Source organism: Salinispora fenicalii (assembly GCF_000514815.1).
Lineage (GTDB): Bacteria > Actinomycetota > Actinomycetes > Mycobacteriales > Micromonosporaceae > Micromonospora > Micromonospora fenicalii.
On record NZ_AZWQ01000019.1, the window covers coordinates 17,583 to 40,340 of the forward strand.

Sequence of the window (22,758 nt, forward strand, 5' to 3'; positions counted from 1 at the left end):
CCGACCACTACCAAGCCTAAAAGTTGAAGTCATATTCAAGTCAAGTAGTGACCCGCCGAGGCTGGGACGGCCATGGACGGCTCAGGAGGTCAAACCGCGCAACACCACACGGCACTGCCGCCAAGCCACTCAAGCCCTGCCAGCCGCACCACCACAGATACGTGACTGACCTTCCCGGCAACCGTGCAGGAGGCCGTTTCGCCCGACCATGGCGGAAGCTGACGTTCGGGTAGCGCTGAACAGCGACTCACACGATTCGGCAGATCGCCTCCCCCGCCGCGACTGGGCCACCGGTCTCAACGCTCAGGCCGACCACCTGGCCGGCTCGGTGGGCGACGATGGCCTGCTCCATCTTCATCGCCTCGATCATCACCACCAGGTCGCCCTCCCTAACACTCGTCCCGTCGGCAACCTCCACGTGCACGACGGTGCCCTGCATGAGAGAGCGCAAGGTCTCCTCCGAATCGCCCCGGGGCGCGCTCCGGGACGCGCGCTGGGGCCGCGGGGCCGCGGCAGCGGTTCGTTCCGATCTCGCCAGGACCAGCGAGTCCGGTACGGTGACCTCCAGCCGCTTCTGCCCGACCTGGATCACCACTGTGCGCCGGCCCTCTTGCTCTCCTTGCTCGCCGGGATCTCCCTCGAATGGTGCAGCGGTGTTACGGAACTCCGACTGGATCCACTGGGTATGCACGGTGAATGGCGCGGTCGAGCCAGCCAACTCCGGCGCGAAGGCCGGGTCCACCACCACCTGACGATGGAAGGGCAGCACGGTCGCGAGACCTTCCACCGCAAACTCCGTCAACGCCCGGCTGGCCCGCCGTAGGGCCTGGGCCCGGTCGGCACCGGTCACAATCAGCTTCGCAAGCAATGAGTCCCACTCTGGGCCGATGACCGACCCCTCGACAACCCCGGCGTCGAGCCGTACTCCGGGCCCGGACGGGGGCGCGAAACGGGTGACGGTACCCGGCGTCGGGAGGAAGTCCCGCCCAGGATCCTCGCTGTTGATCCGGAACTCCATGGAGTGCCCGCGCGGAGGTGGATCGTCGTACCCGAGATGCTCGCCCTGGGCAATGCGGAACATCTCCTGTACCAGGTCGATCCCCGTGGCCTCCTCGGTGACCGGATGTTCCACCTGCAGACGCGTGTTCACCTCCAAAAACGAGATGGCGCCGGTCGAGTCGATGAGGAATTCGCAGGTCCCGGCCCCCACGTACCCGGCCTCGCGCAGGATCGCCTTGGACGCTCGGCGCAGCTCCCTGTCCTGCTCGGGGGTGAGGAACGGGGCAGGTGCCTCCTCGACAAGCTTTTGGTTACGTCGTTGTAGCGAGCAGTCCCGTGTGGAGAGCACCACGACGTGGCCGTGCTGGTCCGCGAGACACTGCGTCTCGACGTGTCGGGGACGCTCGAGATATCGCTCAATGAAGCACTCACCGCGACCGAAGGCTGCCGTCGCCTCACGGACCGCCGACTCGTACAGCCGTGGGATTTGGTCGAAACTGCGGGCGACCTTCAGGCCCCGACCACCGCCACCGTGAACCGCCTTGATCGCGACGGGCAGTCCGTGCTCCTCAGCGAAGGCGACGATCTCGGCGGCCCCGCCGACAGGTTCTGTGGTACCCGCGACCAGCGGCGCTTCGGCCAGCCGGGCGATCCGCCGCGCCGTCACCTTGTCGCCGAGAGCGCGGATGGCCTCCGGCGACGGACCGATCCAGACCAAACCGGCGGCAAGCACCATCTCGACGAAGTCGGCGTTCTCCGACAGAAAGCCATAGCCTGGGTGGACCGCGTCAGCCTCGGCGGCGCGTGCCGCGCCGATCACCTTCGCGGCGTCGAGGTAGCTGGTGGCTGGAGTATCGCCGCCCAACGCGTACGCCTCGTCTGCCATCCGGACGTGCAGGGCGTCCCGGTCCGGCTCCGCGTAGATTGCCACGGACGTGAGCTGCGCGTCCCGGCAGGCGCGGATGATCCGGACCGCGATCTCCCCCCGGTTTGCGATCAACACCTTGCGCATATCACTGCGGTCCTTCCGATCGGTGGGCAGTTGGCGGGCGAAATCGGCCCGGTGGCTCTGAACGGTGACGTTCATTGGCCCTGCAACGGAGCTCCAATTCGCATGGAATCCGAGCGAAAAGAGGGCAATTCCCACCCCTGGCTCGCCACCAGATTCACGTCACGCCGCGTGTCGTCACGTCAGTGCGGCGCTACGGATGCCATCAAGCAGTTGGATCTGCCGCTGCAGGACAGCATCTGTTGTGGACGAGACGCCACGCACCGCGGCGACGAATGCGGTGAGCGCGTTGGCGACCTGGTCGTCCGGCTCCAAACGCCTCTCCTCGACGGCCCCGTCACGCTCTACCTGGAGCAGCGGCTCGTAGTCAGCCGGCGGGGTGAAGGCTCGGTCGACCACGATCCTGCCGGTGCTGCCCACCAGTTCGTAGGCCGATCGGTAGGCGTGTTGCAGGCCCCAGTCGAGCTGGGCGAAGATGCCTGTCGACGTCTGCACCAGCAGCGCGGCTCCGGAAGTATCCACCTCTTGGCCGGGGCTGGATGTCAGGGCAGCACCCACGACGTCCAGTTCCAAACCGAGCATGTGCAGCGCCAACCGGACTGGGTACAGGCCTACGTCCCAGAGGGCACCACCGCCGAGTTCGGGGCGGTACCGGATGTTCCCCTCCGGCAGGGTCGGAATGCTGAAGGCGGCGCGCACCCCACGTAACTCGCCGATCTCTCCCCGCTCCAGCATTCCCTTGACCACGCGGTGCTGGTGATGGTGGACGAACATGACGTTCTCCGCCAGTACCAGGCCCCGCTGCCGCGCGAGTTCGAGCAGTTCGGCAGCACGATCTGCAGTAACGGCCAGTGGCTTCTCGACCAAAACGTGACGGCCGGAGCACAGCGCCGCTGAGGCCCATTCACTGTGCAGGGCTACCGGCAGGGGTACGTAGACCGCGTCGAGGTCGTCGCGACGCAGCAGGGCGTCGTACCCGCGTACCGCATGGCAGCCGAAGGCCCGTGCGACCTTGGCGGCGCGGTCGCCGTTACGGCTCGCGACGGCGACCAGCTCGATGTCGCGATGCGCCGCCATGGCCGGCAGCAGCCGACGGCGGGCGATGTCCGCACAGCTGAGGACTCCCATCCGAACTGGCGTCATGACGCAACGTTCGACATGGCGCGAAAGCAGGCAAGCAGGGAGCGTGCCTGCACGTTCAGGTAGTGGCCGTGCCGGACCAGTGTGGTGAGCTGTCCCGCGGTCACCCAGCGGTATCCGGGGGGCAAATCCGACAAGGTGTTCGTATCGTCGACGTCGACGATGAGGTACCGGCTGACCGCGTTGAGGAACCGCCCGCCCTCCTCGGCGTGCACTGTCTCGAAGCGAATCCGCTCCGGCGGGGCACCGAGCACCGCGTCAAGGAAGGGTGGCGGGGTGTCGTGGCTGGCGGGGACGCACTGCACCGTGGGACCGAGCTCCACGGTATCCAGGAAGCCGGCCTCGACAGTCGCCCGCACCAGCAGGTGCGGCACACCGCCGATCCGCCGGTGTAAGAATGCGATGACACCCGGCCCCACCGGCTCGAATAGCGGCTGGGTCCAGGCCGGCACCTCCCGGTTGGCGGCTTGGACGGCGACGGCGACGACTCGGAAGTATCGGCCCTCCACCTGATCGAGAGTCCAGTCGCCGCGCCGCCATTGGCGTACCTCGTCGAGCGGAATCAACCGGGCTCGGACGTCGTGTCGGGCGCGCTCCGCGGTGAACCAGGAACGCAGATCGGCGTCCGAGTGCAGTGCCCGGCCACCGTCGTCGGTGTCCCACGGCAGGCAGGACAACACGGTACGGGCGTCCATGTTGACCACGTTGTCGTGGTGCAACAGCTCGGTCACCTGGCCCAAAGTCAGCCAGCGAAAGTCTTCGTGCTCCGGAATCGCCTCGGTGGTTTCGACGATCATGTTGCGGTTGCTCTTATGGTGGAACCACGAGCCGTGCTCCGACTGAAGCACGTCAGCCAGCACCCGGCTACGTCCCTGGTCGGTGAAGTACTCGATGTATCGAACGCGCTGCCCCCGGTGCACCCCGGTGTAGTTGCTCCGGGTGGCTTGCACCGTCGGCGACAACTGCACCAGGTTGGGATTACCCGGCTCCATCTTGGCCTGCATCAACACGTGCAGTACGCCGTCAAACTCCTTGGCCAGGATACCTAAGATCCCGACCTCCGGCTGAGAGATGATCGGTTGCTGCCAGTGGCGGGCCGGGACGTTCTCAGCCTGGACGTCGAGGCCCTCGACGGTGAAGAACCGCCCGCTCTGGTGTACCAGGTTGCCGGTGTCCGGGGTGAACGACCAGCCCTGCAACTCGGCGAACGGGATGCGGTCGACACGGAACCGACTGCCCTGGCGTCGCTCATCGAGCCAGTCGAGCACGGCAACGGCGCCGGTACCGGTGCCGTGGACCGGTGCGAGGGAGCGAGCCAGGCGGTCGGCGATGCGTGCGTCCGTACGCTGGGTCAGCGGGCTCGGCCCGGCTAGCGTGGGAAGTGACATGGCGGATACTCCTGGGGTCTGTCGGGACGCTGCCAGCGGACTAGCGCCAATGGCTGCGGTCCTTCGTGGCTTTCCACCAGTCCGGGTTGTCTCGGTACCAGGCCACGGTTTCCGCGAGACCGCGGTCGAAATCGATGTGCGGCTGGTAGCCGAGCTCCTCGCGAATCCGGGTGTCGTCCAGCGCGTACCGCTGGTCGTGCCCCTTGCGGTCCGGCACGCGACAAATCATCGCGGGGTCGGCGCCGCAGAGCTCGAGCAGCTGATGGGCGATCTGAAGGTTGGTCCGCTCGTTCCCGCCACCGACGTTGTAGATCGCGCCGGCCCGGCCATTCCGCAGGACCAGTTGTATCGCGCGGCAGTGGTCATCGACGTGCAGCCACTCGCGGACGTTACTACCGTCGCCGTACAGCGGGACGGTTCGGCCCTCTAGCAGGTTCGTCACGAACAACGGGATGAGCTTTTCCGGGTGTTGGTACGGGCCATAGTTGTTGCTGCACCGAGTGACCGACACATCGAGCCCGTGCGTACGCCAGTACGCCCGCACCACCAAGTCGGCAGCCGCCTTGGAGGCGGCGTACGGGGAGTTGGGGGCCAACGGCCAATCCTCGGTCCAGGCTCCCTGCTCGATGGAGCCATACACCTCGTCGGTCGAAACGTGCACGACCCGCCCGACCTTGGCGGTCAGGCAGGCGTGCAGCAGACTCTGCGTGCCCTCGACGTTGGTGCGGACGAAGTCCGTCGGGGCCAGAAGCGAGCGGTCAACGTGGGACTCCGCGGCGAAGTGGACCACCGCGTCATGGCCGGGCACCACCTCGTGTAGCAGCGCCTGATCACAGACGTCACCCTCGACCACAGTCAAGCGGGGGTGAGAATTCGGCAGATTCGCACGGCTACCGGCGTAGGTCAGTTTGTCCAGAACGGTGACATCCGATGGCGAATGATCGGGATAGCAGCCGTCGAGCATCGTGCGGACGTAGTGCGAGCCGATGAAGCCGGCACCACCGGTGACCAGGATTCTCATGTCGCCTACCTTTCGTGAAGAGCTCGGAGTGGGCTGGGCTGCTGCGGGTGCGGGTGTGGGAAGCTCGGGGTGCCGGCGGCTGGTCTGCCCGTCGTTGCCTGCCGTACGGACGCCTTGCTGAGTAGCGCCGTCACATTCAGCAACCGGTAACGACCTCGACCCGGGAGTGGTCCCCGACGATGAGCCGACTACTGACCACGCCGCGGTCGGCCGTCCGTACCATCGCGGCCCGTCCCACCACCGAACCATGCAGTCCTGGCATATCGAAGACGGCGGCGTCGTCGAGGGCGATCGAGTAGCCAATGTCCGAGCCGCGCAACACACAGTCTCGGCCGATCGAGGTATACGGGCGTACGTGACTCTCCTCGACCAGGCTGCCCGCCCCGATGATGACCGGCCCCTCGATTCTGGACCGGATCACTCGCGCCCCCGGCTCGACGACCACCGCTCCGACCAGTACGCTGGCGCCGTCGACCTCGCCATCGACACTCCCGGCGATGCTCTCCAGCACGGTGCGGTTGCACTCCAGCACGTCCTCAACTCGGCCGGTGTCTTTCCAGTAGCCGTCGTACTCGGTGGCATGGACGACTGCACCGGTCGACACCAACCACTGGATCGCATGCGTGATCTCGAGTTCACCCCGCTCGCTCGGTTCGACCGCCGCCACCGCCTCGTGGATCGCGGGGGTGAAGAAGTAGACACCGATGATCGCCAGGTCGCTGGGCGGATCGGCGGCCTTCTCCACTAGCCGGTGCACCACTCCGTCGACGCCTAACTCGACCACTCCGAACTCGCGAGGGTCAGAAACCTTGTGCACCAAGAGGTGGGCGGCGGACCGGCTGGAGCGAAAAGCCTCGGCGTAGTCAACGATGCCGTCCAGCAGCATGTTGTCGCCGAGGTACATGACGAAGTCGTCGTCGCCGAGGAAGTCCCGGGCGATCAGGACGCAGTGCGCCAGGCCGAGCGGCTCGTCCTGTGGGATATAAGTGATCTCGACTTGAAGGCGCGACCCGTCGCCCAGCACAGCTTTGATCTCGCGAGCCCGGTCTCCGACGATGATGCCGATCTGGGTCACGCCGAGTGCACGGATATTACTAACGACATGTTCGAGCACCGGCGTATTGCCGACCGGGATAAGTTGTTTGGGCATCGAATGGCTGAAGGGCCGAAGCCGGGTTCCGGCCCCGGCGGACAGAATCAGCGCTTTCATAAACCTTCGTCTCCTCGGAGGTGAGAACGGTGGTGATGGTCGCATTGCAGCTCGGCTGCAGTGACGCCTGGAAGATCACAGGCAGTTGCGTCCCTGCGGTCACCGTCGGTCGGCCTGCTCCCGCAGCAGGTCCAAAGTCTCATTGCTGACCGAGAAGCGGCCCGACCAGCTCAGACGGCAGGCTTGGCCCCCAGTTCTCCGGTGCCGGGATACAAGGATCTCTGTCGGCCGCGATGGGTGAATCAGACCCCACAGTCAGTCGACGTGCTGTCGCGGAGTCACTGGCGCCGCTGTCCACCCGAATGGACTTGCCATCGTCCGACGCCTACCGCACGTACGGCTGCCCTGAGCGGGTGGCTCCTCGTGGTTCGCTTCCGGTCACCGGCGCGGGCGGTGGCCATGCTCGTCGTCTCGGCGCCGGTCGCGTACGGCAGGCGGCACGGCCGCCCACGCCATCAGCAACCCTGCGTCAAGCGTCTCCGTCAGGGAGCGCGCCGTGGTGTCCTTGTGGGACATCAGTGGTGGTTCGGTGAAGTTCCACGGCAGCGCCAGGTCTGGATCCAAGGGATTGATGTCGACCTGGGTTCCTGGCACGTGGGCGCTGGAGAGGACATAGCAGATGCAGGTGTCGTCGGTGAGGGTGAGGAATCCGTGGCCCACTCCCTCGGGCACATAGACTGAGCGGGCCGTGATCGTGTCGAGCACCGTGCCGTCGAAGTGCCCGAAGGTGGGCGAGTTGACCCGCAGGTCGACCACGATGTCCCGGGCCGCCCCTCGAACACAGGTGACAAGCTTCGCCTGCCCCGGAGGGACAGTGACCGAGTGGATCCCGCGCAGGGTGTTCCGGCGCGAGGTCGAGTAGTTGATCTGTTGTGGCCGGAACGGCTCTCCGGTAACCTCCTCCAGTTCTACGGTGCGCAATGCCTCGTGGAAGGAACCCCGCTCGTCGGTGAGCTGCTCGGGGGTGATCAGGTAGGCGCCCGGCACCTCTGTCTCAGTCACCCGCACGGTGAGCTCCGCGCGGTCGTTCCAGGCCAGCCCTCCGGCACTCCGGGACGAAGATCTGCCATCAGTCGGCCTAGCCCGTCGAGCACTGCCGGTGCTCGACCGACTTACGCAGTTCGTCGACGACCACACGGACTTCACTGTCGTCCAAGCCTTGATGCAGCGGCAGCAGCAACGTGGCCTCCGATGCCTCGGCGGTCGCCGGCAGGTCCACAGCCCCTCGGTAGGCAGGTACCCGGTGCAGCGGCGGGTAACGGAAGGTGGTGTAGATACCCCGGTTGAGCAAGTCGGCCGCCACCTGGTCGCGGATACGCGGGTCGACCTGGATCCAGTAGAAGTAGTAGGAGCTGGTGTGTCCCTCGGGGAGTCGTGGCGGCAGCCGGATGCCCTCGGAATCGTCGAGCAGCCGGTCGTACATCTCGGTGATGGCACGGCGCCGGGCGATCACCTCCGGCAGCTTGCGCAGTTGGACCCGGCCGATCGCGGCGGTCACGTCGTTGCCGACGACGCGGCGACCAAAGTCCCGGACGTTCAGCTCCCACCACCGGTGTGAGACCCTCGCGGCGGCGAAACCACTGGACTGCTCCAGGCCGTGATACGCCAACCGCCGGGCCCGCCGGGCGGTCTCCTCGTCGCGTACGTACAGCATGCCGCCGTCACCGGTGACAAGTACCTTCATCGAGTCGAAGCTCCACATACCCATATCGCCGAAGGTGCCGCACGCCCGATCACCGGCCTGTGAGGCGACCGCGCAGGCGGCATCCTCGACCAGGAGCACGCCGCGGTCCTGACAGAGCTGGGCGATGGCGGCTATGTCGCCCGGGTGGCCCCCGTAGTGCAGGACGAGGACAGCCTTCGTCCGCGGGGTCAGCGCGCTCTGAACGTCCTCCACCCGAGGATTGAGAGTGCGCGGGTCAACGTCGCAGAAGACGATCCGGGCGCCGGTGGAGGCGACGGCGTTGGCCGCGGCGACGAAGGAGATCGAAGGCATCACCACGTCGTCATCGGGGCCAAGACCGAGCAGTTCGGTCGCGAGAAAGAGCCCGGCCGTCGCGGAGTTGATAAACGTCAGACGGTCGGCCGGGACTCCCAGATGGGCCGCGAACTCCTCCTCGAACGCCGCAGTGCGAGGGCCATGGCCCAACCAGTTACTGTCGAACACCTCCCGCACCGCCTGAAGCTCGTCGGCTCCGAGACTCGGCTGAAATACATTGATCAATGCTCATCTCCTTGGCGCAGTGGATGAACTTCACGGTCGAAAGGCTTCTCCGGGCCAGACGACGACGGCCGCTGGACGGCGAGAATCGCCGCCCGGCGGCCGTCAGGCAGCCCAGTTGGGTTCAGTGGTCGGGGGCGGAGCCGGCCCCGCGTCGGCCAGCGCCCTCGACTGCCTGGCAGGACGAGCGCAAGGGCCGGAACCACCCACAACGCGGCAGAGGCCAGGAACGCTTCGGTGATCGACCCGGTGTCGACCACAGGCCCGAGCACGAGCGGAGAATCGAGGTGGAGCGCCATCCCATAACCGGTCTCGCTCGGCGTCCCGGTACCTGGCCAGCAGCGTCACCGTTGTACCGGCGAAGACCACCGCCGCGGCGACGCCGAACAGAATCCGACTCGCGATCAGCAAGGGGCAGATACCGGTCAGCGTCCCCCGCCGCCGGCCAAGCCGTGGAGAATTCGGCCCCGGACCAACGGGAGCCGCACGCCGAGCCAGTCGATCGCGGTCCCGATCAACGGGCTGACAAGGGCGATGGCCAGCCCATGTGCTGTGATGATCAAGCCAACCGGGGTGTCAGTGGCCCCAAGCCCAGCCGAATGGCAACCAGCACGGGTGTGAGGATCGCCCCCGCCATGACGGTGAGGGTGGAGGCGAGCGGCAGTACCCAGGACAGCCCGGCGACGGCTGCCGATCTTCCCGCCATGGAGACGGTAGCCGACATGGGGGCTGTCGCGTTCAGGCGCCGTAGGGACGTTCGTTCCTCGCCGTACGCAGTGCGGTGGCCCACCAGGACAGCTGGTCCAGCAGCGACTTCGCGGCGGTATTGCACCCGTCGGGATCCCGCGGCTGGCCGTTTTCGTCGAACCGCTCCCAGGCACCGTGAAAGCTCACCGTGTCGCGGATACTCGTGGCATGCACCTCGCTCAGGACCGGCCGCAGGTGTTCCACCGACCGCAATCCGCCCGAGACGCCACCGTAGGAGACAAAGGCGAACGGCTTCGCCTGCCATTCCTTTAGGTACCAGTCGATGGCGGTTTTGAGAGAGGCGGGATAGCTGTGGTTGTACTCCGGAGTCACAAGGACGAAGCCGTCAGCTGCCGCGAGGCGTGGCGCGAGCGTCTGGACGGCCTCCGGCTCCTGCTCATCGGTGAAGTCCGGCAGGGTCGCCGGCAGGTCGACCTCAGCCAGATCAATGACATCGAACTTCATGTCATCACGCTGCTGGGCCTCCCCGACAAACCAATCGGCCACCACGCGACCAAAACGACCCTTTCGGGTGCTGCCCACGATTACCGCAATCTTCAGCGGGTCCACTGACATAGTGCGTCCTTTCCTCCATTTGTTAATCATCGTCTGCCACCTACCCTCGGGTACAAGATCGGAGACGGCGCGATGGCGGTCGGTGTTGCTGAATCCAGCGTCCACCTTGAACATAGGTTCAAGTCAAGTACGTGGGTAACTGCGAACAAAGACAACCGACACAAGGGGAACCTCTGGACCCTCGCCGAGCTCAGCAAAGCACCCGTCTCGGCAGCACGGTTCCACGAGGGCCAAAACCCGCCCCAGCCGCGGCACGTCGGGCAACCAGCGCCGCTACGCCTGGGACGCCCTGCGTCTTGTCGCCTTCACACGGTGCCCGAGCCGGCGGGGGTCCCGATGTAGCTGCTCCCTCGACGTGCTGGCCCTACTACCAGCGGTCTGCACCGCGGCAACGAGGAGCCGGGACGTTCAGCTCCAATGGGTCTCTTACGAACGCGCGACGAACCCCCGGATCGAGGAGATCATGTAGTCCACCATCTCCTCGCTGATGCTCGGATATACCCCGACCCAAAAGGTTTGGTCGGTGATGATGTCGCTGTTTACGAGCTCTCCCACCACTCGGTGCGGCTGGTTGATATAGGCCGGATGACGAGTGAGGTTGCCGGCGAACAGCCGCCGGGTACCGATCTTCCGGCTCTCCAGGAAGTCCACCAGCTCGGCCCGGGTGAAGGGCGCCTCCGGGTCGACGGTGAGCACGAAACCGAACCAGCTGGGTTCACTGCCTGGGGTTGGTTCTGGCAACCACAGATACGGCAGCCCATCCAGCCCTTCCCGCAACAACCGCCAGTTGCGTCGCCGTACGGTGCAGAATTCATCGAGCTTGGCGAGCTGCGTCAGACCCAGTGCCGCCTGCAGGTCGGTGGCTTTCAGGTTGTACCCGACGTGGGAAAAAATATACTTATGGTCATATCCATCCGGTAGCGTTCCCATCTGGTACTGAAACCGCTTGAGGCACCGGTCGCTCTCACCCGGTTCGCACCAGCAGTCCCGCCCCCAGTCACGCATTGACTCCACGATCCGCGCCAGGCGCAGGTCGGCGGTGAGGACGCAGCCGCCCTCCCCCATCGTGAGGTGGTGCGCCGGGTAGAAGCTAACCGTCGACAAGTCACCGAAGGTGCCGGTCAGCCGACCCTCGTAGGTCGATCCCACTGCGTCACAGTTGTCCTCGATGAGGAACAGATCGTGGTCTGCGGCGAATTCAGCGATCTCACGGACCTCGTACGGATTACCCAGGGCGTGGGCCAGAAGGATGGCCCGGGTGCGCGGGCCGAGCGCCTGCGCCACCCGTTCGAGGGTGGTGTTGTAGGTACCCAACTCGACGTCGACGAATACTGGGATCAACCCGTTCTGCAGGATGGGATTCACCGTGGTCGGGAAACCGGCGGCGACCGTGATGACCTCGTCGCCGGGGCGCAGCCGCGCGTCTTCCAGCAGATGTGAGGTCAGCGCGGCGACCGCCAGCAGGTTCGCCGAGGAACCCGAGTTGGTCAGATGCGCCTTGCGGCGGTTCATCTTCCGGGCGAACTGCGACTCGAACCTGCGCGCACTGCTGCCGGCGGCGATACGCACGTCGAGCGCCGCCTCGACCAGGGCCACGTGGTCCTGCTCGTCAAGGGTCGCGCCGGAGGGCCAGATCTCGGTGGCACCAGGCACGAACGGCTGGTGCTGTCGGGTGTTCTGGTGGAACTTGCGGACCTCGTCGAGGACCGACGCCTTCTGGTCGCTCATGGAGCCGTCCTTCCGTCTGCATCTGGCCTGAGACAACCGGCGGGCGGATCCGCCGGGTCGAGCGGCCACCTCGCCGTACCTTCATGATCTTGTTGTGGCCCCCATTTGACAGGGATCAGACCGTCGGTGGTCCTCGAGTAGATCGACCACGTAACGACCGGCCCTCGATCCGGTCCCTGGATCGCCTCGTCGAATTGCCCTACGTCGCGTCGCCGAAGTCGCCGAACAGGATTGGCCGAGCTCACTGGCGGTGCTGCCAGCTCCGGGGCGAGCGAAAGGTACGGTCACCCACCCAGGCACGCATCCTGGGCAGCTTCCGCAGCGGCTCCCCCGCCCGAACGTCATTGCCCAGCAAGACCAGGACGATCGCGGCGATCTCCTCGTCCGTCGGGGCGCCGCGTCGTACGGCGAGTACGGGCGGGCCGAGGGCCACCGTGTCCGACGAGTTCACTGCGGCGGGTTCCCGTGCTTGCGCGACGGCGAGTCGGCGTGCTTGGCACGGAGCATGGCCAGCGAGCGGATCAGCACGTCCCGGGTCTCTCCAGGGTCGATCACATCATCGACAAGGCCGCGTTCTGCCGCGTAGTACGGGTGCATGAGTTCGGTCTGGTACTCCTTGATCTTCTGTTGCCGAACCGCATCCGGATCGTCGGCGCCGGCGATCTCGCGCTTGTAGATGACGTTGGCGGCTCCCTCGGCCCCCATCACGGCGATCTCGTTGGTGGGCCACGCTAGGGAGATGTCCGCGCCAATCGAGCGGGAGTCCATCACGATGTACGCACCGCCGTACGCTTTACGCAGTACTAGGGAGATCCTCGGCGTGGTGGCGTTGCAGTAGGCGTAGAGCAACTTCGCCCCGCGCCGGATGATCCCACCGTGTTCCTGCTCGACACCAGGCAGGAAGCCGGGCACATCGACGAGGGTCACCAGCGGCACGTTGAACGCGTCACACCATTGCACGAAGCGGGCCGCCTTCTCGCTGGCCTTGATGTCGAGCACACCGGCCAGCGACGCCGGTTGGTTGGCGACGATGCCCACCACGTGACCGCCGAGCCGTGCCAGTGTGCAGACGATGTTGGTGGCCCAGGTAGGTTGGACTTCGAAGGTGAGCCCATCGTCGACGATGTCCTCGATGACCAACCGCATGTCGTAGGCACGGCTGTTGTCCGTCGGGACCAGGTCGAGCAGGGCATCCGTGCGACGATCCACGGGGTCATCGCACGGATGCATCGGCGGCAGTTCGCGGTTGTTCGCGGGCAGCAGGGACAGCAGGAAGCGGACATCCTGGAGGCAGGACTCCTCGTCATCGTAGATAGCGTGGGCCACGCCGGACTCGGTGCCGTGCACGTCCGCACCGCCGAGTTGGTCGTGCGACACCTGCTCGCCGGTGACAGCCTGCACCACGTCCGGGCCGGTGATGAACATCTGCGAGGTCTGCCGGACCATGAAGACGAAGTCCGTCAGCGCCGGAGAGTACGCCGCACCGCCGGCGCATGGTCCGAGCATGATGCTGACCTGCGGGATGACGCCCGACGCGTACGTGTTGCGACGGAAGATCCCCCCGTAGCCCGCAAGCGCGGTGACACCCTCCTGGATCCGGGCGCCCGCCCCGTCGTTGAGGCTGATCAGCGGTGAGCCGGCACGCTGCGCCATGTCCATAATCTTGTGAATCTTGGCGGCGTGCGCCTCACCCAGTGCGCCGCCGAAGATGCGAAAGTCGTGGGCGTACACGAAGACAGTGCGCCCGTGCACCGTGCCCCAACCGGTGATCACCCCGTCGGAGTAGGGCCGTTTGCGTTCCATGCCGAAGCCGGTGGCGCGGTGCCGACGCAGCGGCTCGATCTCCACGAAGGAATTCGGGTCGAGCAACAGGGTGATACGTTCCCGGACGGTCAACTTGCCCTTGCCATGTTGCCGCTCGGTAGCGACTGGATCTGGTCCGTTCCAGCTGCCGTTCTTGATCTCGTGCAGCTCTCGCAGCCGGTCGCGCATGGTGTTCGCGCCAGCGGTGGGGGAAGGCTTGAGTCTTGCCGGGCTCGACTCGGGTTGCGCATTCGTGGGATCGATCTGCTCTACGGTGTGCATCGGGAACGCTCCTCGAGTAGGACGGCCCCACCGGTCGACACGTTGGGTGGCTCCGGTCAGGATGGTCAAGTCGTAGGCGACTGGCCTCGGTCCGGCGCGCAGGCGGCCCGGTCGCGCCCACCCGTCGCGGCGACGGTGAGGCCGGCGAGGCAGATGGCGCTAATGACAGCAAAGGCCCAGCGGTCACCGAGTTGGCCGGCGCCCGAGCCCGTCGCCGCACCAGCGGTCAACGCGGCGGTGACCGCGGCAAGCGTCAGGGCGCCGCCGATCTGTACGCCGGTCTGGTAGACGGCACCGGCCGCCGCCCGGTCGGGCGGTGCCGCGTGCTGGGTGGCGCTCGTGTGCAGTGCCGCGAACGCAAGTGCGAACCCGATCCCGACCAGTACCACTGTCGGCAACACGTCGGGGAGGTAGTGCGCCGACTGCCGCGGCACGAGTTGATAGGCGTAGCCGCCCGTGGCACAGCACATGCCAGCCGGGATCAGTCGGGCCGTACCGAACCGGGCCACGATTCGACCGGAGAACGGTGCCGCCACGGCCAGCAGCAGACTCGCTGGCAGGAACGCCAGCGCCGATTCTAACGGTGTCCAACCCAGCGTCTGTTGCCAGCGAAAGCTGGCGATCAGAAGAAATCCCCAGAAAGACCCGTTCATGGCCGCCGCCACCAAGACCGCGCGGCGCAACGACGGGTCGGCCAGCAACCGCAGCGGCAGCAACGGCCACCGCGCGGCGCGCTCCACCAGGACGAAGGCGCCGACCAAAAGCACAGCGAGGCCAACGGCACCGAGTACCCGGCCGTCGCGCCAGCCCCGTTCTCCCCCGGCAACCAGGGCGTACGCGGCCAGAACTGCCGCAGCCGGGAAGGTCAGCGCGCCGGCGAGGTCGAGATTACGCGGTGAGGTGTCCCTCGGCTGGTCATCCCGTGGCAGCAGCACCAGCCCGAGTACGAACAGGAGCAGGGCGACCGGAGCCGGAAAGAGCAGGATCCAGCGCCAGTCGAGCGGGGTGAGCAGCCCGGAGAGGAGTAGGCCAGTGGAGAACCCGACAGCGCCGAAGGCGGTGTAGACCGACAGCGCACGTTGTCGGGCAACACCCTCAGGAAAGCTCGTCATGATTATCGCGAGTCCGGTGGGGGCGGTCAAAGCGGCGCAGAAGCCTTTGACGAACCGACTCGAAAACAGTGCCACCGGGTCGTCCAGCAGCCCACCCACCAGTGATGCCGCCGCAAAAGCCAGCAACGCGGCAAGATAGACCCTGCGCCGTCCCAGTACTGTGGCGAGGCGGTTGGCGAAGAGCAGCAGGCCGCCGAAGCCCAGAGCAAAGCCGCTCATCAACCACTGCGTTGACGCGGGCGGCAGGGTCAGGTCGGTGGCGATCGATGGCAGCGCCACCACTACCACCGACACTTCCAAAGCATCGAGCAGCATGTTGCTCGATAGCAGACAGAGCAGGGCCAGCAGATACGGCTGGGACTGCATCGTCGGTAGCCCGGCTGTCCGGTGCCTGAGCACGATCGACCGCCCTCCCAAACGAAATCGACGCCGGGTCCCGGCACCGCCCAGCGGACGGTGCCGGTAGACGCCGGCGTCCTTCCTGTCGCGGCTCAGCCGAGCAGCGTGCCTCCGCTGGCGTCGATGAACGCACCCGTGATCCACCGGGCGTCGTCAGAGGCGAGGAACGCCACCACATCGCCGACGTCGGTCGGATCCGCGACCTGACCGAACGCGTTGAGCTGCGACATCTGCTCGACCGCCTCGGGGATGTCAAAGACGGGGCTACCATTGTTGGTGATGCCGGGGGCCACACTGTTGACCGTAATCCGCCGCGAGCCCAGATGCCGGGCGTAGTGCAGGCCGATCATCTCGATGGCGGCCTTCGTCATCGCGTACGCCACTTCCTGCGGGTTGGCGAACCGGGTCAGGCCCGACGAGATGTTGATGATTCGCCCGCCGTCCGGCATCATCGTCAGCGCTCGCTGCACGATGAACAGTGGGGCCTTGGCATTCACCGCGACCAGCCGGTCGAAGGCCTCGGGGGTGAGCTCTTCCGGCGACACGCCGCCCATGACGCCAGCGTTGTTCACCACGATGTGGAGTTCGGTGCCGCCGCCGTGCTCCTTCAAGCCGGCCTGGAACCGCTCGAACAGGGTGTCTACATCACCGGGAACACCTAGTTCGGCCTGCACCGGGAACGCGCGTCCACCCGCTCCGGTGATGGTGGCGATCGTCTGCTCTGCGGCGTCTCGGTTCTCCGCGTAGTGCACGGCGACGAGGGCGCCCTCCCGGCCCATCCGTTCGGCGACGGCCCGGCCGATGCCTCGGCTCGCGCCCGTGATCAGTGCCGTCTTGTTGTCCAACTTACCCATTGCCTTTTCCTCACTTCCTCGGGAATTTTCGGTGTATCGGTTCCGGCGTCACTGTCGGTCGCTCGGTTGGGAAGGCCGAAACCACTGGTCAAGTGCCTTCTCGATTGGCTCGGTGCCGTCATCGACCCATGCCACGTGCCCGTCCGGCCGAAGCAGGAGCATGCTGACGCCCGGCAGTACCTCGTCGCCGTCGGCCTTGGCACGTACCACCCGGACCCACTCCGGCCAGGACCGCGCCGACGCGCTCCACCGCTTCTGCCGGTGGGGTGGACGGACGTCGATGAGCAGCCCGGTGGCCGGGCGCAACATTGCTGTCGTACTGGTGCGTCCGGCGTCGGTGACCACGTCCCGGCACGGCAGCCGCGACCCCAACATCGGATGACGTCCGCTGATCGGATAGCTCACATCCAGACCGGCGATCATCGTTGCCAGGTGACACCGGGCCGCGCGGTGAGCGAGCAGATCACCGATGATCGCTCGAAGCGGCTCCACCTCCGCGCCGCCCAGCAGCAGCTCACTCTGCGCGCGGATGTTCGTCAGGGTGCGGCTGCCGATCGCGTGCCGCTCCCGGTGGTAGCTGTCCAGCAAGGCCTCCGGGGCCCAGCCACGAACCTGCCCGGCCAACTTCCAGCCGAGGTTCACCGCGTCCTGCAGGCCCAGGTTGAGCGCCTGACCACCTACCGGCATCTGCAGGTGGGCCGCGTCGCCGGCAAGCAGCATCCGGCCCTTCCGGTAGGCGGACACCTGTCTGCTCGCGTCGCCGAAGGAGTTGATCCACAGCGGTTGGCCATCCGTGATGTTGTCGCCCGTGATTCGCTGCCAGACCCTGGCCACCTCGGCGAACTCCGGGGCGCTCGCCCGAGTTGTGCCCGGTCGCCCGAACTCGTGCATCATGATCCGGGTGACACCCCCGCGGGTCGCGGCGATCGCGAGTCCCCGGGGCAGCCGCTGGAAGCGGCGGTCCGGGATGTCGATCCCCGTCACATCGGCCCGGATCAGCTCCCGTAACGCGTCGTTGCCAGAAAACGCGAACCCGCCCAGCCGCCGCACAATGCTCTGTTCACCGTCGCAACCGACGAGGTAGGCGGCGCGGAACCGGGCCGGACCGTCCGGGCCGGCCGCCTCCACCTCCACGTACTCGCTGGCTTCCGTGAGGCCCCGCACCTCGTACCCACGCCGCAGCCTGGCTCCGAGGCGCGTCGTCCACGCGGCAAGCAGTGCCTCGAGATGGGTCTGCGGCAGCTTCCACAGCCCTGGGAACCGGGTCGGGCTGTCACCGAAATCCAATGGAAGACCACCGAAGTGACCCCGTACCTCGTTGGGCAGGGTCCCCAGATCGTCGAGCAGTCCCCGCTGGTCCAGGACCTCCATCGTCCGCGCGTGCAAGGTCGAAGCCCGTGACTCCGTGGTGGGCCGCGGTAGCCGTTCCAGCAGCAAGACGTCCGCGCCACCGAGGCGCAGTTCCCCGGCGAGCATCAGCCCGACGGGGCCCGCCCCGACCACGATCACATCGGCGTCCAGCCGGTCGTATCGCGCCGTCGTACCGCTGGCCGTCATCGGCGGCTCTCGGCGTACTCCTTCGCGTGGTTCAGCGTCGCGAGGCTGTTCCCGCTCAGGGCGCTACGGACAAACTCCCGCGCATCAGCGATCCCGGCACCGGCACCGAGGATCGAGGTGATGCTTTCGGGATTCACCACCACCGTGTGCTGTGAGGTCACCTCGACGTGGTCGGTGGTCTCCGTCAGTTGCCAGTAGCCGGTGTGCAGCGACATCAGGGCCGGAAGGGTGACCTGCTTGTAGACGATCCGACGGTGCGGAAAGCAGACGCGGAATGAGGCGGTCGTGTGCGTGGAGCCGTCCTTGGTCCGGGTGTCCATTTCCAGCCGCTGCAGACCGCGGGTGTCCTCGCGCAGGTCCACCCGGGCGACGTGTGGCAACCGCTCGCCCCAGTGCTGAGCCTCCGCGATGAACTCGTAGACGTCCTTCGCTGCGCCGGCCACCCGGACAGTGTCGGCAAAAGAGAGTGTGAGCTCTGTCGAGCCGGTGGCCAGCTCGACGTTCCTCCGCAGCGCCGCCAACTCCGACCGGCTATTGCGGTCCACCGCATCGTCGATCCATGCCAGCTTGGCCGGGTCGTCGTCGACAGCCCGGTAGTCGTGCAGCAGCCGTACGCGGGAGCTGTCATTGGTTAGCGGCTCGATGAGCCATGTCCCGCCCATCTGCCCCACCGGTGGCGCGGACACCTCCTGCCGGAAGTCGATGCGCAGCCCTTCCGGCTCCAGTCGGCGCCGGGAAACCCAGCTTTTGGCCTCACCGTTGGCGGTGGCCCAGATCCGGATCCGTTCGTCCCGGTCCCCCCGTGCCAGGTGGTCGACGTGGATGGTCGGCGGGAAGATCGTCGGCCAATTCTCCACCTCGGCGATAAGCCGATAGACGGCTTCGGCCGGAGCCTGCACGGTGATCTCGTGCTCGACCTCTCGATGGTCCAGCTGCGGCATGGTCAAGTTCCTTCCAGTATCCGTGACCGCCGAGGCAGTCGTCAGCATCAGAAGTTGCCGAGACCGCCACAGACGTTGATCGCCTGGGCGGTGATGGAGGCAGCGGAGTCCGAGGCGAGGTAGCCGACGAGGCCCGCGACCTCGTCCGGGGTGGAGTACCGGCCAAGGGGAATCTTGGCCTGGAACTTGTCCAGCACCGCCTCTTCGGTGGTCTGCCAGGCGGCGGCGTAGCCTTGTCGGACCCGCTCGGCCATCGGCGTCTCCACGTAACCCGGGCAGACCGCGTTGACCGTGATCCCGGTGGGAGCGAGCTCGTTGCCGAGGGCCTTGGTGAACCCGACGACACCGTGCTTGGATGCCGAGTAGGGAGCGCCCAGCACGACACCCTGCTTGCCCGCGGTCGAGGCGATGTTGATGATGCGGCCGCGGTCACGATGCCGCATACCGCCGGCGTTGAGGACCGCTCGGGTCACCCGGAACACGCTGTGCAGGTTCGTCTCCACCACGTCCGACCAGAGGTCGTCGGTGAGGTCGGCGGTCACCCCGCCGCCGCTGCGGCCGGCGTTGTTGACCAGCACGTCGACTGGGCCGAAGCGGTCCACCGCCGCTTGGACGAACGCTTCCACCGCCTCGGTGGACCGCACATCGCAGCGGGAGCCGTCCACCTTGAGACCCTCGTCCTGCAACTGCTTGACGGTAGCGGCTAGCCGCTCGCCGTCCCGAGCGCAGATGAATACGGCATGTTCCTGAACGGCCAGGGTGCGGGCGACGGCCAGACCGATCCCGCTGGTCGCGCCAGTAACCAGGGCGACCTTATGCTGTACTGACATCTTCTTCTCCTGGGCTCACGTGGTCGACCACCGGCCGGTAGTGGCCGGGGCCGCCCGATAGGCGGTGGCTAAACGGGTGTGGTCGCAAGTGCGGCGTTGACCGCCCCCACCAGCTCACGCGGCGTCTGTGCGGAGGTCACCGTCTCGTCGTCCAGCTCGACCCGGTACTCGCGAGCGATCCGGGCGCTGGTCTCCAGCAGAGCCAGTGAGTCGTAACCGAGCGCCGGAAAGTCCTCGTCGAGGATGTCGCCGTCGAGGTCGACCTCCTCGTCGGTGCCCGCTCCCTCCCGAAGGATGCGGCGCAGGTCGTTGATCGTGAATTCGAGCTTGCTCATGACGATCTCCTTCATCGTGCTGGTGCCGCCGGCCCGCGACACCGGTTGTTCGGCCACGAGGGCGTCGCACCCAACGCGGCGGTGATCCCAGTCGGCAGTGGTCATCGTGGGGCGCGGACGATGAGGGCCGAATTGAAGCCGCCGTGCCCTCTGGCCAGCACCAGCGCCACCCGGACACGAGCCGAGCGTGGTTCCGCGAGAACCAGGTCAAGGTGGTAGTCCTCGATGGGTTCCACGCCGACGGTGGGCGGGATGATGCCGTCCTGCACCGCCAGCGCGGCGGCAGCCAGGTCAAGTGGTCCGCCACCGGAGTTGAGCCGGCCGGTCATCGTCTTCGGGGCGGTCACCGCAACGCCGTAGGGCCCGAAGACGGCCTCGATCGCCTCGGCCTCGATGCGGTCCAGCTCGGGCATCGCCGCGGCGTCGGCAAAGACCACGTCGACGGCCGAGGCGTCGAGGTCGGCGTCCGCCAGCGCGAGTCGGATCGTCCGCTCCAGACCCGGCGGGCGACCACTGCCCCGGCGTGGGTCGAAGGTAGCGGCATAGCCGATGATCTCGGCGTAGCCCGTGGCACCCCGTAGCCGAGCCGCCTCCGCATCCTCCAGCACCATGATCGTCCCGCCCTCACCCGGCACGTGCCCGGCGGCTCGGGCGTCGAAGGGCAGGTACGCAGACTCCGGATCCTCACTGGTACTCAGCCGACGGCTGGCCAGCTGGGCCACCCAGCCCCACGGGCAGATTGAGGCATCCATCCCGCCAGAGAGGACCACCGGGGTACCTTTGCGGATCTGCCGCCGTGCCTGCGCCACCGCGTCGAGACCACCGGCCTGGTCGGCGACCACGACGCCGCTGGGCCCCCGTAGCCCGTGCCGGATGGAAATCTGCCCCGAGTTGACGGCGTAAAACCACGCGAACGACTGATAGGCGCTGACGTACCGGCCACCCTTGCTCCACAGGCTCTGCAGTTCTCGCTGTCCGAACTCGAAGCCACCCGAGGAACTGGCGGTAATCACGCCAACGTCGAACTCGCCCAGCTCGGCAGGGCCGATACCCGCATCCGCCAGGGCCCAGTCGGCCGCGACCAGCGCGAGGCGCGTCATGCGGTCAGTCTGTGGCATCAGCCGGCCCGGCAAGTACGACCGGGCGTCGAAGCCCGGCACCTCCCCGGCGAGTTTCGAGGGGTACTGGGCTGCGTCGAAGTGGGTGATCCGACCCAGCCCACTTCGACCGTCGCGGGTAGATTTCCAGAAGTCCCGCTTCCCGAGGCCATTGGGGGCAGCCACCCCGAGGCCCGTGATCGCGATAGATTCACTCATGCAGCTCCTTTCCCCGGCCGAGTGAGGACCATGGCGCTCTGGAACCCGCCGAACCCGCTGCCCACCGTCAGCACCGCGTCGGTACGCCACTCCCGAGCAGTCCGGGGGACGTAGTCGAGGTCGCATTGGGGATCGGGGTGGTGCAGGTTCGCCGTCGGCGGCACGGTGTGGTTCGCCATGGCCAGCACCGACGCAGCGATCTCGATCGAGCCGATGGCACCCAAGGAATGCCCCACCATGGACTTGATGGAACTCACGGGCACCTGGTATGCGCGTGGTCCCAGGCTCCGTTTGAACGCGGCGGTCTCGTGCCGATCGTTCTGCTTGGTGCCGGAGCCATGCGCGTTGATGTAGTCGATGTGCCCTGCGTCGACCCTGGCCTCGTTCATCGCCGCCCGGATCGCCTCAGCCATCTCCCGGCCGTCCGGCCGGAGGCCGGTCATATGGAACGCGTTGCACCTGGTGGCGAAGCCGGCGATCTCGGCATAGACGTGCGCTCCGCGCCGACGAGCGCTTTCCAACTCTTCTAGGACGAATATCGCTGATCCTTCACCCAGCACGAAGCCGTTGCGGGTGGCGTCGAACGGGCGGGATGCGTGCTCGGGGTCGTCATTGCGTGGGGTCGTGGCCTTGATCGCGTCAAAGCAGGCGACCGTGATCGGCGAGATCGGGGCGTCTGTGGCACCCGCGATCATCATGTCGGTGCTGCCCTCACGGATGAGATCACAGGCGTGCCCGACGGCATCCAATCCGGACGTACAGCCCGTGGACACCACCGCGGCCGGCCCTTCGGTGTCGAACTCACGGGCCAGTTCGGCGGCGAAGGAACTGGGCACGAAGTGCTGGTAGAGGTGCGACGGCGCGTACTCGTGGTCGACGAGCCACAGGCGTCCTTCGTCGCTGACCACCCGGTACTCTTGGTCGAGGCTCATCGTCGCACCGACCGCGCTGCCCACGGAGACCCCGATCCGGTGCGGGTCGAGATCCGCCCATTCGATGCCGCTGTCGGTGATCGCCTCGTGAGCGGCTACGACAGCGAACTGGGCGGCTCGATCCATCCGGCGGATGTCCTGTGAGGACAAACCGTGCGCCTCGGGGTCGAAGTCCGCTTCAGCCGCCACCTGAGAGCGAAACGGTGACGGGTCGAAGAACGTGATTCCGCGGGTCGCCGTCCGGCCGTCGCTCAACAAACTCCAGAAGTTCTTGACGCCGATGGCACCCGGCGCGATCACTCCGATCCCGGTGATAGCTACCCGACGCGCCACTGTGGACTACCTCCAATCACGTGCA

Annotated in this window: 20 protein-coding genes; all 20 read right to left on the reverse strand. The window is 66.7% G+C overall.

Features of this window, described 5'->3' with window-relative positions; genetic code table 11:
• Positions 1-247 precede the first annotated feature (247 nt).
• Positions 248-2,011, reverse strand: coding sequence for an acetyl/propionyl/methylcrotonyl-CoA carboxylase subunit alpha (locus B116_RS0109185; protein WP_027659894.1), 1,764 nt, complete (start codon positions 2,009-2,011; stop codon positions 248-250).
• Between the two features lie 174 nt (positions 2,012-2,185).
• On the reverse strand, positions 2,186-3,151 hold the full coding sequence (locus B116_RS0109190; RefSeq protein WP_027659895.1) for a Gfo/Idh/MocA family protein: 966 nt from the start codon (positions 3,149-3,151) through the stop codon (positions 2,186-2,188).
• Positions 3,148-4,536, reverse strand: a complete 1,389-nt coding sequence (locus B116_RS0109195) for an NDP-hexose 2,3-dehydratase family protein (protein ID WP_027659896.1) — start codon at positions 4,534-4,536, stop codon at positions 3,148-3,150. Before B116_RS0109195 ends, B116_RS0109190 begins: the two co-directional genes overlap by 4 nt.
• A 40-nt stretch (positions 4,537-4,576) precedes the next feature.
• On the reverse strand, positions 4,577-5,557 hold the full coding sequence (gene rfbB, locus B116_RS0109200) for a dTDP-glucose 4,6-dehydratase (RefSeq protein ID WP_027659897.1): 981 nt from the start codon (positions 5,555-5,557) through the stop codon (positions 4,577-4,579).
• A 136-nt stretch (positions 5,558-5,693) separates the two neighbouring features.
• The gene (locus B116_RS0109205; RefSeq protein WP_027659898.1) at positions 5,694-6,767 is read right to left on the reverse strand and encodes a glucose-1-phosphate thymidylyltransferase; all 1,074 of its coding nucleotides are present in this window, start codon (positions 6,765-6,767) and stop codon (positions 5,694-5,696) included.
• A 378-nt stretch (positions 6,768-7,145) separates the two neighbouring features.
• On the reverse strand, positions 7,146-7,769 hold the full coding sequence (locus B116_RS0109210) for a dTDP-4-dehydrorhamnose 3,5-epimerase family protein (protein WP_223874543.1): 624 nt from the start codon (positions 7,767-7,769) through the stop codon (positions 7,146-7,148).
• A gap of 76 nt (positions 7,770-7,845) precedes the next feature.
• Positions 7,846-8,991, reverse strand: coding sequence for a DegT/DnrJ/EryC1/StrS family aminotransferase (locus B116_RS0109215; RefSeq protein ID WP_027659900.1), 1,146 nt, complete (start codon positions 8,989-8,991; stop codon positions 7,846-7,848).
• Positions 8,992-9,547: 556 nt separating this feature from the next.
• Positions 9,548-9,694 (reverse strand): hypothetical protein, encoded by a 147-nt coding sequence (locus B116_RS27420; RefSeq protein WP_155245725.1) that lies wholly within the window; start codon positions 9,692-9,694, stop codon positions 9,548-9,550.
• A gap of 32 nt (positions 9,695-9,726) precedes the next feature.
• The gene (locus B116_RS0109230) at positions 9,727-10,311 is read right to left on the reverse strand and encodes an NADPH-dependent FMN reductase (RefSeq protein ID WP_027659901.1); all 585 of its coding nucleotides are present in this window, start codon (positions 10,309-10,311) and stop codon (positions 9,727-9,729) included.
• A 426-nt stretch (positions 10,312-10,737) separates the two neighbouring features.
• Positions 10,738-12,039 (reverse strand): lipopolysaccharide biosynthesis protein RfbH, encoded by a 1,302-nt coding sequence (gene rfbH / locus B116_RS0109235; protein WP_018722253.1) that lies wholly within the window; start codon positions 12,037-12,039, stop codon positions 10,738-10,740.
• Between the two features lie 241 nt (positions 12,040-12,280).
• Positions 12,281-12,490 (reverse strand): acyl-CoA carboxylase subunit epsilon, encoded by a 210-nt coding sequence (locus tag B116_RS0109240; RefSeq protein ID WP_027659902.1) that lies wholly within the window; start codon positions 12,488-12,490, stop codon positions 12,281-12,283.
• A complete protein-coding gene (locus B116_RS0109245) occupies positions 12,487-14,031 on the reverse strand; it encodes an acyl-CoA carboxylase subunit beta (RefSeq protein WP_018722255.1) in 1,545 nt (514 codons plus the stop codon). Before B116_RS0109245 ends, B116_RS0109240 begins: the two co-directional genes overlap by 4 nt.
• A 158-nt stretch (positions 14,032-14,189) precedes the next feature.
• The gene (locus B116_RS24885; RefSeq protein WP_050591847.1) at positions 14,190-15,602 is read right to left on the reverse strand and encodes an MFS transporter; all 1,413 of its coding nucleotides are present in this window, start codon (positions 15,600-15,602) and stop codon (positions 14,190-14,192) included.
• Positions 15,603-15,727: 125 nt separating this feature from the next.
• The gene (locus B116_RS28215; RefSeq protein ID WP_027659903.1) at positions 15,728-16,489 is read right to left on the reverse strand and encodes an SDR family oxidoreductase; all 762 of its coding nucleotides are present in this window, start codon (positions 16,487-16,489) and stop codon (positions 15,728-15,730) included.
• Positions 16,490-16,537: 48 nt separating this feature from the next.
• Positions 16,538-18,046 (reverse strand): FAD-dependent monooxygenase, encoded by a 1,509-nt coding sequence (locus B116_RS0109260; protein ID WP_027659904.1) that lies wholly within the window; start codon positions 18,044-18,046, stop codon positions 16,538-16,540.
• The gene (locus B116_RS0109265; protein WP_027659905.1) at positions 18,043-18,987 is read right to left on the reverse strand and encodes an aromatase/cyclase; all 945 of its coding nucleotides are present in this window, start codon (positions 18,985-18,987) and stop codon (positions 18,043-18,045) included. Before B116_RS0109265 ends, B116_RS0109260 begins: the two co-directional genes overlap by 4 nt.
• 47 nt (positions 18,988-19,034) lie before the next feature.
• On the reverse strand, positions 19,035-19,817 hold the full coding sequence (fabG, locus tag B116_RS0109270) for a 3-oxoacyl-ACP reductase FabG (protein ID WP_027659906.1): 783 nt from the start codon (positions 19,815-19,817) through the stop codon (positions 19,035-19,037).
• Between the two features lie 68 nt (positions 19,818-19,885).
• Positions 19,886-20,152 (reverse strand): acyl carrier protein, encoded by a 267-nt coding sequence (locus B116_RS0109275; protein ID WP_026321729.1) that lies wholly within the window; start codon positions 20,150-20,152, stop codon positions 19,886-19,888.
• A 101-nt stretch (positions 20,153-20,253) separates the two neighbouring features.
• Positions 20,254-21,468 carry a ketosynthase chain-length factor gene (locus B116_RS0109280; RefSeq protein ID WP_027659907.1) on the reverse strand — a complete coding sequence of 405 codons (1,215 nt, stop codon included), beginning with the start codon at positions 21,466-21,468 and terminating at the stop codon, positions 20,254-20,256.
• The gene (locus B116_RS0109285) at positions 21,465-22,733 is read right to left on the reverse strand and encodes a beta-ketoacyl-[acyl-carrier-protein] synthase family protein (protein ID WP_027659908.1); all 1,269 of its coding nucleotides are present in this window, start codon (positions 22,731-22,733) and stop codon (positions 21,465-21,467) included. Before B116_RS0109285 ends, B116_RS0109280 begins: the two co-directional genes overlap by 4 nt.
• Positions 22,734-22,758: the final 25 nt, after the last annotated feature.